Source organism: Thalassotalea insulae (assembly GCF_030161395.1).
Classification (GTDB): domain Bacteria; phylum Pseudomonadota; class Gammaproteobacteria; order Enterobacterales; family Alteromonadaceae; genus Thalassotalea_E; species Thalassotalea_E insulae.
Genome location: NZ_BSST01000001.1, coordinates 627,398 through 642,291 on the forward strand (window position 1 = coordinate 627,398; position 14,894 = coordinate 642,291).

14 protein-coding genes are annotated in these 14,894 nt (G+C 41.1%); 5 read left to right on the forward strand and 9 right to left on the reverse strand.

Annotation, left to right across the window (positions count from 1 at the left end):
- Positions 1–200: 200 nt before the first annotated feature.
- The 4 genes from QQK06_RS02945 to psrA all read right to left on the reverse strand — a co-directional run bounded on the left by QQK06_RS02945 (position 201) and on the right by psrA (position 5,344).
- A complete protein-coding gene (locus QQK06_RS02945; protein WP_284243100.1) occupies positions 201–2,069 on the reverse strand; it encodes a serine/threonine protein kinase in 1,869 nt (622 codons plus the stop codon).
- Positions 2,070–2,210: 141 nt separating this feature from the next.
- A complete protein-coding gene (locus tag QQK06_RS02950; RefSeq protein ID WP_284243101.1) occupies positions 2,211–3,587 on the reverse strand; it encodes an SLC13 family permease in 1,377 nt (458 codons plus the stop codon).
- 27 nt (positions 3,588–3,614) lie between these two features.
- Positions 3,615–4,631: a beta-N-acetylhexosaminidase gene (nagZ, locus tag QQK06_RS02955; protein WP_431313629.1), complete on the reverse strand. Its 1,017-nt coding sequence runs from the start codon at positions 4,629–4,631 to the stop codon at positions 3,615–3,617.
- 86 nt (positions 4,632–4,717) lie between these two features.
- Positions 4,718–5,344, reverse strand: a complete 627-nt coding sequence (gene psrA / locus QQK06_RS02960) for a TetR family transcriptional repressor PsrA (RefSeq protein ID WP_284243103.1) — start codon at positions 5,342–5,344, stop codon at positions 4,718–4,720.
- Between the two features lie 169 nt (positions 5,345–5,513).
- On the opposite strand from psrA, the gene QQK06_RS02965 reads away from it, so the two are divergent.
- Positions 5,514–7,646, forward strand: coding sequence for a TonB-dependent receptor (locus QQK06_RS02965; protein ID WP_284243104.1), 2,133 nt, complete (start codon positions 5,514–5,516; stop codon positions 7,644–7,646).
- A gap of 52 nt (positions 7,647–7,698) precedes the next feature.
- Here QQK06_RS02965 and QQK06_RS02970 read toward each other — a convergent pair whose 3' ends face one another.
- Together QQK06_RS02970 and QQK06_RS02975 are read right to left on the reverse strand one after the other, a co-directional pair.
- Positions 7,699–8,658, reverse strand: coding sequence for a sensor domain-containing diguanylate cyclase (locus QQK06_RS02970; RefSeq protein ID WP_284243105.1), 960 nt, complete (start codon positions 8,656–8,658; stop codon positions 7,699–7,701).
- A gap of 2 nt (positions 8,659–8,660) precedes the next feature.
- On the reverse strand, positions 8,661–9,749 hold the full coding sequence (locus QQK06_RS02975) for a response regulator (RefSeq protein WP_284243106.1): 1,089 nt from the start codon (positions 9,747–9,749) through the stop codon (positions 8,661–8,663).
- A gap of 223 nt (positions 9,750–9,972) precedes the next feature.
- Here QQK06_RS02975 and tpx point away from each other — a divergent pair, with 223 nt between their 5' ends.
- Together tpx and QQK06_RS02985 are read left to right on the forward strand one after the other, a co-directional pair.
- Positions 9,973–10,605, forward strand: coding sequence for a thiol peroxidase (tpx, locus tag QQK06_RS02980; RefSeq protein ID WP_284246558.1), 633 nt, complete (start codon positions 9,973–9,975; stop codon positions 10,603–10,605).
- A 267-nt stretch (positions 10,606–10,872) separates the two neighbouring features.
- Positions 10,873–11,328 carry an Hsp20 family protein gene (locus QQK06_RS02985; RefSeq protein WP_284243107.1) on the forward strand — a complete coding sequence of 152 codons (456 nt, stop codon included), beginning with the start codon at positions 10,873–10,875 and terminating at the stop codon, positions 11,326–11,328.
- Between the two features lie 135 nt (positions 11,329–11,463).
- On the opposite strand, the gene QQK06_RS02990 is transcribed toward QQK06_RS02985, so the two are convergent.
- Entirely contained in the window at positions 11,464–12,228 is a 765-nt protein-coding gene (locus QQK06_RS02990) for an alpha/beta fold hydrolase (RefSeq protein ID WP_284243108.1), read from the reverse strand.
- Between the two features lie 162 nt (positions 12,229–12,390).
- On the opposite strand from QQK06_RS02990, the gene QQK06_RS02995 reads away from it, so the two are divergent.
- Positions 12,391–13,179, forward strand: a complete 789-nt coding sequence (locus QQK06_RS02995; protein WP_284243109.1) for an SDR family oxidoreductase — start codon at positions 12,391–12,393, stop codon at positions 13,177–13,179.
- A gap of 8 nt (positions 13,180–13,187) precedes the next feature.
- On the opposite strand, the gene QQK06_RS03000 is transcribed toward QQK06_RS02995, so the two are convergent.
- Both QQK06_RS03000 and QQK06_RS03005 read right to left on the reverse strand, forming a co-directional pair.
- Positions 13,188–13,553, reverse strand: a complete 366-nt coding sequence (locus QQK06_RS03000; RefSeq protein WP_284243110.1) for an MGMT family protein — start codon at positions 13,551–13,553, stop codon at positions 13,188–13,190.
- Between the two features lie 2 nt (positions 13,554–13,555).
- Positions 13,556–14,221: an SDR family oxidoreductase gene (locus tag QQK06_RS03005; RefSeq protein WP_284243111.1), complete on the reverse strand. Its 666-nt coding sequence runs from the start codon at positions 14,219–14,221 to the stop codon at positions 13,556–13,558.
- An 83-nt stretch (positions 14,222–14,304) separates the two neighbouring features.
- Between QQK06_RS03005 and QQK06_RS03010 the strand changes: the two genes are divergently transcribed.
- Positions 14,305–14,874: a GNAT family N-acetyltransferase gene (locus tag QQK06_RS03010; RefSeq protein WP_284243112.1), complete on the forward strand. Its 570-nt coding sequence runs from the start codon at positions 14,305–14,307 to the stop codon at positions 14,872–14,874.
- Positions 14,875–14,894 lie beyond the last annotated feature (20 nt).

A 14,894-nucleotide genomic window follows, 5' to 3' on the forward strand; every position in this document is an offset into this window, starting at 1 on the left:
TCTCAATGACTAGTTCCCGCAACAGCCTAGCCTAAGGATGACGATAACATGGTAACATCATCGTACTCTCCCATCGATACCGGCTGTGCTTACCAAGCAATCACCTGCTGATAAAAACCTTTAGCCAGCTCTGCATTTGAGACGGATAAATCTAACCAGGCCATTTCTTGCAATTGCTCGCTCATTTTCTGCTCCTTTCATTATTCCGTTAATTCGCTTCTGCCCCGCTTTGGGTTTGCCGGATAGTATTTTTCAGGCAAACAGCTAATATGCTCAAAAAAGCGGGTATCTTTATAAGGCAGCTTCATAAAACCAGAAATTCCCTGTCCAGTAATGGTTGGCAGCAACTGTAATAACTGTTCCAGACACTGACTAAATTCTCGCTCTTTATCGTGATTAAGCAACATTAAATAGCTATGAATTTTCAAATGGGTTGGCAATACTTCAAAAATAATACAGCCGGTATGATGAATAAGGTTTAATTGCGCCAGCACCGCCATTATTTCATCCGGCAAATACAAATACTCATCGGGATCTTTACCATCTTCAAAATAAGAATGCAGCCGAGTAACATCTTCAACATCTGGCACATCACTGACTTCAAACGGAATAAACTGTTCAGCACTAGCAGCAAACGGCTGTTTACTATTTTCCCGCTCAATATGTAAGGTATTTCGGGCATTAAACAGACAACTTTTAAAAACACCGACACGAAAAATTCCTTGCGCCAAGCGGATCATATTATTCACGGCACTCTGAAATGAGGTTTTTAACGCACTGTCAAATAAGGTTAAATTCGAGTCAATATAGACCCCGTCTTTTTCCCAGCGGATCGCTAACCCACCAACCACAGGGAAATTACCTAAGCGGCTGACGGCAGCAATAAAGGCTTTTTCAGTATCCCCCATTCCCATCAGATAGTTTTTATAATACTTTTCTAGTTGTGCATCATCGATATCCGATAAGTCATCTTGATCGCTTTCTTCTCGCAAAAACGATTTACGTGAACCATAAACCACAGTATCGACTTCCTGATCACTGGGTTTACACCAAACCGGGATCAAAGGTTCTATTTTAGGTAAGGTCGGCTGAGCCGCAAGCACAGTATTTTTTAATAAACCAAGGTGAGCAAATAAATAATCACCCGCTTGTTCACGCGTTATTTTGCTGTCACTTAGCATCGCGGTAATAATTTTTGCTAAGGTTTTCGGCAAGCCTAATGAGTTAGGGGTGATCACCTGATGGCCATAACGACAAGACTGGCCGGAAGCCAGCGCATAAATAGTAGCTGCCAGCCCCTGCTCGTCAAATCGGGGAGATGACATCTCCCCGCTAATTTGTTCCGGCCCAATAAAGTAGACATCGCCTAACCTGGCATTAGAATTTTGCAGATCGCTACTCATCAAATCCATAATATTATTCGCCGTAGTTTGGCCATAAATATCTAACTGCGCCGTGACCGCTGAGCCCCAATCTACCAAATAGACCTTGCCGCTTGGCTCATGGTAAATCACATTCGACGGTTTAATATCACCATGGACATAAGGCTTGCCCTTAGCATGCAACGTCACATTACGTAAATAACGTAAAATATCTGCCAGCTGCAAGGTAATGTTCATCACCAGCTCAGGTGGCAAAGGACCATGTAAGTGAGAATAACGCTCTAAATCTATCCCTGGTGCCCGCTGCATATGCACTATCGATTGACGTTTGATCTTATAATATTCAAAAATTTTAGGGATACGACTATGGTTAAGCTGCGCCTGAATTTCCGCTTCATCCGCTAAGCGATCCTGAACATGTTGGGGTAAGTTAATACGGGAAAACTTAAAGACATGATCTTGTCCGTGCTCATCATCACCAGCAAAGACAAAACCAAACGCTCCTTTACCGATCAAGACAATATTTTGATAGCCTAGCAAAGTCAGTTGCTGTTTACATAGTTCAACCCACTGTTTTAATTTAGTGGCATCTTTATGACTGAGCAGATAAATCGACTGTTCTTCTGCAATATAAAAGTGCTGTAATTTTTTCTTACTCGCTAAGTGTTTTTTTGTTTGCTTGGTCATAAAACTGTCATGTACTTCGCTTATGCTAACCCTACTTAATTAATTGCTCGCTATTTGCCGATTTATTAATTTAGTGATCTCTAGATGATATTAGAGCATGCTCTAAACTTTTTTCGCCTTAGCTTTTGCTAAGGCGTTTTTTTAAGCTATCAGTAACCAATAAACAATACAGCCAATCAAGAGCGAAACGCTAAAGCTCAAAATAGCCCCTTCTTTTACCATTTGCGCAATAGTGATCTTACCGGTACCAAACGCAATGGCATTCGGTGCAGTCGCCACCGGCAACATAAAGGCACAGCTAGCGCACATCGCCGCAGGGATCATAAACACCATCGGCTCATACCCCGAGGAAATTGCCGCCACCGCTAATATTGGCATCAATAAAGTCGCAGTCGCGGTGTTACTAGTGATTTCGGTTAAATAAGTGACAAATAAACAGATAGCTAAAATCATCAATATTGCTGGCAGGCTTGCCAATGACGTTAACCAGTTGCCTAAAATATCACTGAGCCCCGATGCGACGAAACCTTTGGCAATGGCGATACCACCTGCAAACAGCAATAGCATCCCCCAAGGAATTTCTTTCGCACTGTCCCAATTCAGTAATCGACTACCTTTACCGTTAGGAATGATAAACATCAAAACCACAGCAAATAACGCCACTGTGCTATCCCCCGCTAACGGCATATCAAGCAGCTCACTCCAGCCACCAAAAGGTTCTTTGCGGGTGATCCACAACAATGCAGTTAAGCCGAACACCCATAAAGTGCGTTTTTCTTCTTCACGCCACTGACCGAGTTCAGGTAAAACAATTTGCTGTTGCAGTTTAATATTACGAGTTAGCCATAACGCCATGATTGGCAATGCGATTATCACCACAGGCACACCAATTTTCATCCAGGATAAAAAACCAAATTCTTTACCTGTATGCTCTTCATAAATCCCCATAAAAATAACATTAGGAGGTGTGCCTATCGGCGTACCAATACCGCCGACACTGGCTGCATAGGCAATACCTAAAATCAGCGCCGTCGCTAACCTGGGATTATCAACATGTGCCAACACGGCTAAGGCAATCGGTAACATGATCAAGGTAGTGGCGGTATTAGAAATCCACATACTTAGAATACCAGCCGCCAACATAAAACCTAATACTAACCGCCGCGCACTACTGACCCCGATAATTCTCACCATGTAAACGGCAAGTCGTTCGTGAGTACCGCTTTTTTCTATTGCTTTGGAGAGCATAAAAGCCCCCATTAATAATAAGATAACGTGACTGCCAAGCGATGATGCGACCGTTTTATGATCGACAACACCAAAAAATGGCAGTAACACGAATGGGACTAACGATGTCGCTGGAATAGGAATAGCTTCAGTCACCCACCAGATCACCGTTAGCAAGGTAATCGCCGCGGCAATCGCAGGTTTATCAGCTAACCCAGCTAAACTTAAGGCTAAATAACTAAGCCAGGCAATAACTGGCGCGGCAATAATAATTAAGGATTTATGCTTCATTTTTATACGCTTTAATTTGATAAGTAACTATGACAACTGTTGGGCAAGACTTGATGATAATTGTTGCCATAACTCACTTTGCTGCATCTGCAACCAGGACATAGTTTGACCTTTGAGCATCTGTGTTATCCGCTCACTACTGCTGTTATCTATAACTAAGTTGGCTGAATCTAATACTTCAATACAAGCCTGACGGTTATTGCACAACAATAACATATCGCAGCCTGCCTGCTGCGCCGCTTCGCTACGTTCAATATAGCCGCCAATGGACGATGCCGCTTCCATCGATAAATCATCACTAAAAATCACACCGTTAAAGTTAAGCTGCTTACGCAGTATCTCTTGTAACCAGATAGTGGAAAAACCGACAGATTTATCATCGACATCAGGATAAATCACATGAGCTGGCATTAAAGCATCCACATGGCCACTGGCAATCATTGCCTGAAATGGCAATAAATCCAGCTCGGTGATAGCAGAAAAATCACGATTATCTATAGGTAAATCAATATGAGAGTCCGCTTTAACACTACCATGACCGGGGAAATGCTTACCCGTTGCTTTCATGCCAACCGAGTGCATGCCATTAATAAACGCTTGCGCTAGCGAGATCACTAATTGAGGATCAGCATGAAAACTGCGTAAACCTATCACTTCACTAATGCCATTAATGTCCAATACCGGGGCGAAACTAATATCTATGTCCACCGCCTGCACTTCAAGTGCCATCAAGGCACCACACTGATACGCTAACTGGCTAGCCTTTTCAATATTATTTTGAGCTGCCGGAAATAACTCTCCCATTGCCGGGATCTGACTAAACCCCTGACGAAAACGTTGTACTCGGCCACCTTCATGGTCAACTGCGATCAGTAACGGCTTATTTGCCGCTTGACGAATACTGCTCACTAACTGAGCTATTTGTGTCGGAGAGTGAAAATTACGTGAAAATAAAATTAATCCCCCAACTAGAGGGTGTTGAAGAATCTCTTTATCTTCTTCGGACAGTGACGTGTCAAGCACGTCCATCATGATAGGACCCATAACTCGCGCATTGTTATATTATTTGGCACTACTGTAACGAATAAACGCCAAATTACAAAGCAAGATTCTCTATATTAGTAATGGAATTACTTTGCTAACGGAGCACCAACACCAGCAGCAACAAAAGGGATCACCTTTTGAATGACATCTTCAATCGCTACGTCCTGAGCAAAATCATTTTGCGCAATATCCATTAATGCATCACTTGAAGACATAGTGAACACCACAGTCCCCATAGTAAAATGCAAACGCCAAAAAATATCTTCTGCGGTTAATTCAGGATAAGCACGCTGCACTGCAGTAACAAAGTTTTCGATAACCCCTGGATATTGAGTGGTTAAAAACCAGCGTAAAAACCCCTGACTGTCGGTATAACCTCGCCCTAATAACTGCAAAAAATTACTGGTGCCGTTTTCTTTAAAAACATTGAGCGATAATAAAGGTTCAACAAAAGCTGAAAAGACCTCAACCAGATCTGGTGGCGTCGTTTGCTGACATATAACAGATAAAGAGGCTTCTAAACGCGGAGAAAGCTCATTCATATAACGAGACATCACCGCTTTGATCAGTTCTTTTTTAGAACCAAAATGGTAATTAACGGCAGCTAAATTAACATCAGCTAAGCTGGTGATCTCACGTAATGAGGTACCATTAAAGCCTTTATCGGCAAATAAATTTTCCGCTGCATCAAGTATTTTATTTTTTGTGCTCATTGCTATACAACCATAGAAAGCCGCTAATTAACACAAACAGTTTAAACAAGCGTTTGAAATAACGCAACTGACCATACGTTAAGAAAAAAACGAAATAGCCTAATAGGCTGATATTAGGTTATAATTCCGCTATTAATTAATAGAATGTCGGCTGTTTAGTCAGCACTGTATGAACAAATTTAATCAAATTTCTTTTGCTCTTTGCTGCTCGCTAACACCATCAGTGTTGGCAGACCAGTTTGATTCCGTTGAACAACTCTACTCATTATCACTACATGAGCTTAGTCAGATCCAGGTAGTTACCGCTGCAACTGGTTATACCCGCAAACTCGATAAAGCCCCTGCTACGGTTACCGTAATTGAAGAAGCTGAGTGGCAAGCCAAAGGCGCATTAACTTTAGCACAAGCATTACAAGGCATTGCAGGTGTCCAAACAGGGCTATTAAATAGCGGTAACGCAGAGTCTTCTATCAGTGTCAGAGGACTACAAGGTAATTATGGTCAACAGGTAAAAGTGCTAATTGATGGCATTGCCTTTAACCGTATCCATAACGGCGCCCGACCAGGACTGGAAATTCCACTATTTGGTTTTACACGTATCGAAGTGCTCAGAAACTCAGGCTCTGTCGTTTATGGTGCCGATGCCTTTGGTGGCATCATCAACCTGGTATCAAAAGAACTCAATGATGATCAGCAAAGTGAGCTTTCAATGGTCGCCGGCGCTTTTGATACCTACCGATTAGGCCTATTTAGCGAACATCAATGGCAGGATATCAAAGTAAACTGGGCATTAAATTATTACCATTACGGCGACGATAATGAGCGCCAAATCCCTTCAGACCTACAATCAACATTTGATCAAATCTTTGCTACCAACGCTAGTCAGGCGCCTGGAGTGATAGATTTAGGGCAAAAAACGATATCTTTTAATGCCAAATTAAACTGGCAGCAGCTAAGTTTGCATTATTTTATCTTAGATGGGGATTTTGGTCCGGGCGTCGGCATCGCCCAAGCACTAGATCCGGATGGACGAAATGATCATCGCAGCCAGCTTATCAGCGCAAGTTATGATTTATCCAAGTTAAATTTTAAACATTTAACACTTAATGCCTGGTATCAAAAAAAACAATCCTATTACCCTTTCACTATTTTTCCCGCAGGCAGCGTATTACCGATTGGCAGTGATGGTAATTTAAATTTTTCCACACCAACAGGCGTCACCTTATTTAGCGAAGGTTTTATCGGCCATCCGGGCAATGAGTCAGAGCTTTTTAACATCAGTTTATCCCAACACCTGACATTAGATGACACGCACAATATTCGTTGGGAACTCGGATATGAAAAGCAAAACCATCACCCTTATGAAGCGAAAAATTTTGGTCCCGGAATTTTAAACGGCACCGAGACTGAAGTAGACGGCACTCTGACCGATGTTACTCATACGCCGCATGTATTTTTACCTTATTCAACCCGTAACTTTCAGTTTTTTTCTGTTCAGGATGCCTGGCAGCTTTTACCTGAACTGACGTTGCATTTAGGGGCACGATACGATGATTATTCCGATGTTGGTGATACCTTAAATCCGAGATTAGGCCTCACTTGGGATATTAACGATTGGCTCGATATTCGCTTGTTTAGCGGTTCTGCATTCAGGGCACCGAGTTTTATTGGTTTGTATTCAAAAAATAATCCCGTTGGTTTAGGCAATAGTAAGCTAGAGCCAGAAGAAATCACCAGTCATGAGCTAAGTTTTGATTTGCAATTGAGCGAGAATCTCCATACCAGTTTAGTATTATTCAATTACCGAGCAGATAAATTAGTCAGCTATATTCCGATGGTCGACGTGGTTGGATTAACGGCAAATAATGTCGGAAAATTAACAGGCCACGGCGGCGAATGGCTGTTACGCTGGCGCCCGACTCCCGGACTGGATATTAATGCGAACTATAGCAGGCTAAGCAGTAAAGATAACAATGATATTGCCTTGCCTGATTATTCCGAAAAAATGGCATCACTGACTGTTAATTATCAGTTTAATCAGCAATTATCGGCCAATATCTTTGCTCAGTATCATGGCAAGCAACAACGTCACTTCAGTGATAATCGCAATGCACTACCAAGCTATTACTGGTTCAGTAGTCGAATTCATTACCAGTTAAACGACTCACCTTTATCCGTTGCCTTAATTGCGAATAATTTAACTAACGAAGAGTCAGCAAAATATCCCAGCAATGGCTCAATTGCTGATGATTTTCCTTATCCGGGTAGACAATGGTTAGTAGAAATGAGTTATCTGTTTTAACTGCTCGCTCACTCATTTCGTTATTTACGTCAGTAAGCTGAAATTATTTAACTTAACTGAGATGAGCGGTTACCTGATTACGACCGTTTTCTTTTGAACGATATAGCGCCGCATCGGCGCACTCGATCCAGGCTTCATGATTTTCGATGCCAGCGTTAATTTCAGCAACTCCTAGACTAATGGTAAACTTAATATCAATATCATTATGTTTCACCACGCCCCCAGCCACTTCTTTACGTAATCGCTCAGCAAAAATCATCGCGTTATCGCAGGTAGTATCAGCAAGAAAAATAGCAAATTCTTCACCACCATAGCGGCCAGAAACATCAGTTTCCCTGACATGGTGTTGGATCAACTGTGCAAGATGGCGGATCACTTCATCTCCAACAAGGTGACCATAACTATCATTGACTTTTTTAAAGTGATCTATATCTATCATCACCAAACAGCTGACATTTTGACTACGGGCCCAACGTTTATATTCTGCCGCCAAACAGCGCTCCCAATGGGAACGATTAAATAATTTAGTTAAACCATCAGTTTGACTTAAAATCGATAATTCCTGATTAGCCTGTTCCAGATTCTTTTTATGAATAGCATTATCGGTGACATCATAGACAATCAAACATAAATGTGTCACTTGACCGGTCGCTGAAATTAGCGGGATAAAGGTGGTATTTTGATACATATAATCTGCGGTACCAGTGATCGGGCGATAATTAAGAAATTTAAACAGATAGGATCGCTGTTCCCAGATAGTAAATGCCTTGTTTTTCAACATAAACACCGATTCTGATTTTCGAATAAACCACTCTCTGGGAATTTCATCAAATAAATCAAAAATCAATTTCCCCTTAACTTCTCTTGGCAACAATCCACTGTGGTTTTCCATAAAACCATTCCAAATCTGGATATGGTATTGACGATCGAGTACGACTAGACCAACATCTATGGTATGGAGCATTTCCATCAGCCAGTGTAATTCATTAATTTGCTCTGTTTCTAATGACATAATTAATCCAGCAAATAAGCAATTTTGTTATTTAACGTCTTCATCGAGTCTTCGGTAAATAGTAGTAATAAATCACATTTAATTGGGTAATTTTCAATACTGTAACTGATCTCTATCGCAAGGGTGCGCTTCCATTTTTTCGAATTAGACGCAATTAATTCTGATATTTTTCTGTGCTGACCGAGCACCACAGGATGTCCCTGACTAAAAGTCATGTCCAACTGTTCAGATACGCCCTTTAAGCAAGCGCCAATAAGTACATTCGCCATATCCATCAATAATTCTAGTTCTGCCCGTTCATCCACCTCAAGCTGATAATTCATTAAATTGGCAATATCATTAAAACTAGAGTCATTTAATATCAGTAATGCTTCTCCAGAGATACCAGCGCCAATAAAGCCCTGACATATCCCGGACGTACTTTCATGCTCTTCAACATCAGATAACGCCATGCTCAGCTCACTGACTTCAATTAAGTTGACATTCGGAATAGGTAGCACGACGAAAACATTTAATAACCGTGCCAGCAAATCCCCTGCCTGCCCCATGGCAACATTGGCTATTTCCTGATAACAATCACGTAAATCAGGCGCTAATAGCTCGGGTACTTCACTCTTGTTTTGGTTAACCTCTTCTGCCGGCGCTATCGGAGCAGTCAGTGGCTCTAAGGCAATTTTTTCTTCGATCGCGGTATTAAACACCGGCATTATCACTTCGTCTTCCGGGGCAAAAATACCGTAAATACGCAATATCTCTGTTAACTTGTCCTTATTTACAGGCTTTTTAATAAAATCGAGCGCCCCCATGCCAGTAACACGCTGATGAGCTTCAGGCTGAATATCGCCAGAGATGACGATCACCATAGTCGGTAAATCTTGTTTAACTATTTCTTCCAGTACTTGATAGCCATCCATTTCCGGCATATTTAAATCAAGTAGTAATACATCGCCTTTGCCCGCCTTTATCAATTCTATCGCTTCAACACCATTAGTAGCGAAACTAATATCAACGTCCCACCCTTCGGGTAATGACTTAGCCACTTGTTTGCGCGCCATATTGGAATCATCACAAATTAATAAGGCTGTTGACATATCTTCTCTTCTATCTCTTTTATGAAATTAACATTAGCGACAATTGAACTTGCCCGTTAATACTTACTTGAGGCAAAGTGCAGCTAATAATGTGATATATAATAAAGTTTTCCTTACCCTAACAATAGATAAAGATCAAAAAAAACACTATTTGTTGGCTATTTTTTTTTGCCAGCGTTAAGCTTTCACCAAAGTCATTTCAACCAAGTTATATCCCATGAATATGAAAAAATTTGTTTTACCGCTCGCATTTAGCTTGATCGCATCGGCAAATGTACTTGCCAACGATACCATCACCGATAAACTTTCAGAGCATGGTGACTTAGTAAAAGCTGGTGATAAGTTTGTCGTTTTACTCGGTGAGCAAGTCGCTGTCGGTGATTCAGCACCAAATTTTAAGGTGGTCGATAACAGTTTTGCTCCCGTTACCCTGCAAGATTTTAGCGATAAAACCATCTTGATTTCGGTGGTTCCAAGCCTAGATACCGGCGTGTGCTCACTACAAACCAAACGCTTCAATGAAGAAGTTGCAAATTTCCCTGAAGATCTCGTGATGCTGACTATCAGTAACGACTTGCCTTTTGCGCAAAAACGTTTTTGTGATGCTGAAAAAGTCGATAAGATTCAAGTGTTATCTGATAGCGTTTGGCGCGACTTCGGAGCTAACTACGGTCTGTTAATCAAAGATATGGGGTTATTAACCCGGGCAATATTTATAATCGATAAGCAGGGAAAAGTTGCTTATAAAGAACTGGTTGCTAATATTTCCAACCATCCTGATTACCAGCAGGCATTAGCAAAATTGAATGAACAATTTAGTAAAAAAGACGCTACTGCAACCACAACAGAAAAATAAACTAATAAAATTAAATTTTTAATTTCAAGCATTTAAATATTTTTATCAATTTTTTTTATTTAAATGCTTGAAAAGAAAAATCGCAGCCCTATCTATTAAACTGTAGTCGCCTGATGGGATTACATTATTAAACCGCCTGTTCTTTATGAAAGGCATATTTGATTGTTTTTACTACGCAACGAGTTAACCGTCGCAGCATCGTCTGGACACTCACACTCAGGTAAAAACAAATTAACAGCATATTGCTAACTAGATAGGATATGAATTATGCGTACAACGACAGATTTTAGCCCACTTTATCGTTCATTTATTGGTTTCGATCACTTAGCAGGATTAATCGACAAAGCTGCTCGTGCAGACAAACAGTCGTCTTACCCTCCTTACAACATTGAATTATTGGCGGAAGACCAATATCGCATTACCATGGCAGTTGCCGGTTTTGCTGAGTCTGAACTTGAAATCGAATCCAAGCAAAGTAATTTAATTATCACTGGTACTAAAACCGCTGCCGATGATAAAGCTAACCGAAAATTTCTCCATCAAGGCATTGCCGAACGAAACTTTGAACGCAAATTTCAATTAGGCGATCATGTTAAAGTTATCGGCGCCTTTATGGAAAATGGTTTACTACATGTTGATTTAGAAAGAGAAATACCAGAAGCATTAAAACCAAGAAAAATTGCGATTAATGGTAAGAGTTTATTAGACGACAAGGAAAAATAACCGCTTACTCAAGATATTTCTCCCTGATGTTTTTTGCCCAGCTAATCGCTGGGCTTTTTATTTACAGAAAGCATGGTAAAGCGCAGCTTCAAGACGAACAGCAGCGCAGCACCAAAAATAATTTACCTTGGTTATTTAACTTTGCTTAGCAAGAAAATCCACTATCACAGGTTCCACTAATTGCGGGTGACTTAACGGGCCCATATGCCCAGCGGCAATCTGGGTTAACTGACACTGAGCTATGGCTTTCGCAATAGCTTCACTCAACTGCTTACTATCTGCAGTAGTATACTGACCCAGCATTAATAACGACGGACAACTGATGTCGGCTAAATCAGCCAAGGTATAGCTTTCAGCAAAAATACCATTAAAGTCTAGATTAACTTTATCCATCCCCTTGGCCATTTGCTGTTGTACGCTAGCGGGCAAGTTGTCGAAGTAACCATTGCCATTCCAATAATTAACAAAATGTTTAGCCGCATCGATATTATTTTCTTGCTTAATACTGTCAGCAAAAAATTTAACTGCATGCTGATGCTGCTGTTCAAGTAGATGAAATGCTACTGGTTCATACAAGGTTAAACTGAACAAGTCATCGCTGTTTTCCTGCGCCATTTTTAGCGCAATGGCACCGCCACAAGAATGCCCGATCAGGTGATAAGGGGCAGAAATATTCTCTTTAGCTAAAATTTGCTTAATACGTATGACTTCAGTAGAAAAATTATATTCTGAACTTTCAGATACTGTAGGCGCTCTGCCATAGCCTAATAAATCAATATTAATACAAGTAAAATTCACAGCCAGCTTTTCAACTAAGCTTTGCCATTGCTTTGAACTACTTAACGAGCTGTGTAATAACACAACTGCTGGCCCTTGCCCTTGAATAGTTACGCCACCCATAAAATTTTCCTAAAAGCCAATTAACGACTAAAGCTTAACAACTCAATCTGACACGCGTCAAAATTAATTTTATTAAATTAACCTCAGTTACTACTTATTTTTGTTGGGCGAATGTGATTAAATTTCAACAACTAAATTCAAACAATAACAAGAAAGATGCTAATGAATATAGATTTAACTAACAAAAATGCCCTAGTTTGTGGCAGTAGTCAGGGGATAGGCAAAGCCTGCGCCATTGAACTGGCCTCACTTGGTGCCAATGTCACTTTATTTTCTCGAAATCAAGTAGCACTGGCTGAAGTATTAACAGCACTCGATACCAGTAAAGGTCAGCAACATCAGCTATTAGTTGCCGACTTTAGCCAGCCGGAACAAGTCAAACAAGTGATTAATAATGCGGTAAGCGAAACCAGTGGCTATGAAATATTGATCAATAATACTGGTGGCCCAGCACCTGGTCCGGCAAATCAGGCTGATAGCCAAAGCTTTATTGATGCTTTTAATTTACACCTGGTTTCCAATCATCATCTGGTTCAAGCATTATTGCCTTATATGAAATCGCAGGGATATGGCCGTATCATTAATGTTATTTCGACATCAGTAAAACAGCCATTGCCTAATCTAGGGGTATCAAATACTATTCGTGGCGCAGTAGCCAGCTGGGCAAAAACCTTGGCAAATGAGTTAGGTGAGTTTGGTATTACCGTCAACAATGTTTTACCTGGCGCAACAGCAACGGCCCGTTTAGATGCCATTATTGCTGGCAAAGCAAAAAAACAAAATATCTCGATTGAGCAGGCAACTGAGAATGAAAAAAATACCATTCCAATGCGACGCTTTGCTCAGCCGGAAGAGTTCGCTGCAGCGGCGGCATTTTTAGCATCACCTGCCGCTGGCTATATCACAGGTATTAACCTGCCGGTTGATGGTGGACGCACTTCATCGTTATAGCAAGTCTTTTAATAATCGAGGTGAAATAATAGTTCGGCGAGATCTGGTTGCCATTGAAATTCAGCTAACCGGATCCTTGCTCCTATCACCACAACTTGTTCATCCTGCAATAATTGTTTTTGCCGCTCAAAAGCATCACTACCAACAGCTAAAGAAATCTTGCCTTGTGAATTAATCACTCGAAACCAAGGTACCATCTGCCCTTGCCAACCTCCGTCAGGGACTTTGCCTAATGCTTTCCCTACAAGCCTAGCACGCCCAGGTAAGCCCGCTAAGTCGGCAATTTGTCCATAAGTAGCTACTTTTCCAGCAGGAATTTTTTGCACCGTTTGCCAGATACGAATATGACTTACAGAATAACTGCAATCGTGCACAGCTACCAAGGCAGTACTTGTCCGTTAGAATGCTTGAAAACACCAGAATCAGCCATCGATAACTGGTTAATTAATCCGGCAATTTTATTTGCCGCTTCATCAGATGAAATATCACCGCCAAAATTAACCATATCAGTCTGTACATACCCTGGATGATAAATACCAACTGCAATATCACGCGCAGCAAGATCTTTTGCTAACGACATTGCCGCCGCATTAAGCGCCGCTTTTGACATTCGATAGCCGTAGCGCCCGCCTGAGCCATTATCAGCAATAGAGCCCATGCGAGAGGTGATCATCGCAACTTTTGCCCCACTGGCTAATTGCGCTAACAAGCTGTCGACCACTCGTAATGGCGCAAGCGCATTAACTTCAAACTGCTCTCGTATAGTCTTAAGATTTAATTGACCTAATTGTTCATCCCGTAAAATACCTGCATTACAAATCAACGTATCAATTGTCGTCTCTTTTAAGGCATCAACCATATGACTTATCCCCGTATCAGTGGCAACATCAACATCAGTGACTATTTTGACACCTAATTGTTCAAGTGCTGGAGATGATTGACGACACAAGGCGATCACCTGTTCTCCTTGCGAAGCAAAGACTTTTGTCAATGCCAGTCCGATACCTCTGTTAGCACCGGTAATTACCACAGTTTTACTCATAATAGTTGTCCAAATTTTGTTAACAAGTGAATTAGTTACAGGTTAAGATATAAGAATAAAGCACCATAATTTCAAGGAGATCTATGAAACTTAGTTTACTCACTACCCAGCTGTCATTCACGACAGAGCGTTTACAAATTAGATTAATGCAGCAAGATGATTTTCCACTGTTTAACCGATTGCAAAGCGATAAAGCGTTAATGCAATATATCGGGCCAATCCTGTCACCAGAGGAGCTTAAAGCAAAATTTAATACCCGCATTCGCCCATGGGATGGCGAGCAAGACCATTGGCTAACCTTAAAGATAATAACGAAAAACACCAATGAATTTATTGGCAGTGTCGGTTTTCGTATCGCGGACATCGAAGCCGAGCGAGCAGAAATCGGTTATTTGCTACTTCAACAATATCAAGGGCATGGTTATATGACAGAAGCCACTCGCGCCTTAGTAGCTTTCCTGTTTAATCAGTTAGAAGTAGCAAAAATAGAAGCTCACTGTTGTGCTGACAATAATGCGAGTTGGAAGGTTATGGAAAAGCTTGGCATGGAGCGGGAAGGTTTTTTTAAATCGCATTCCGTACTAAATCAACAACGCCATGATGATCTGGCCTATGGCTTACTTGCACCTCGACTGGTTGAGCATAGTCAATAATCACACTCGTTAATGAACAC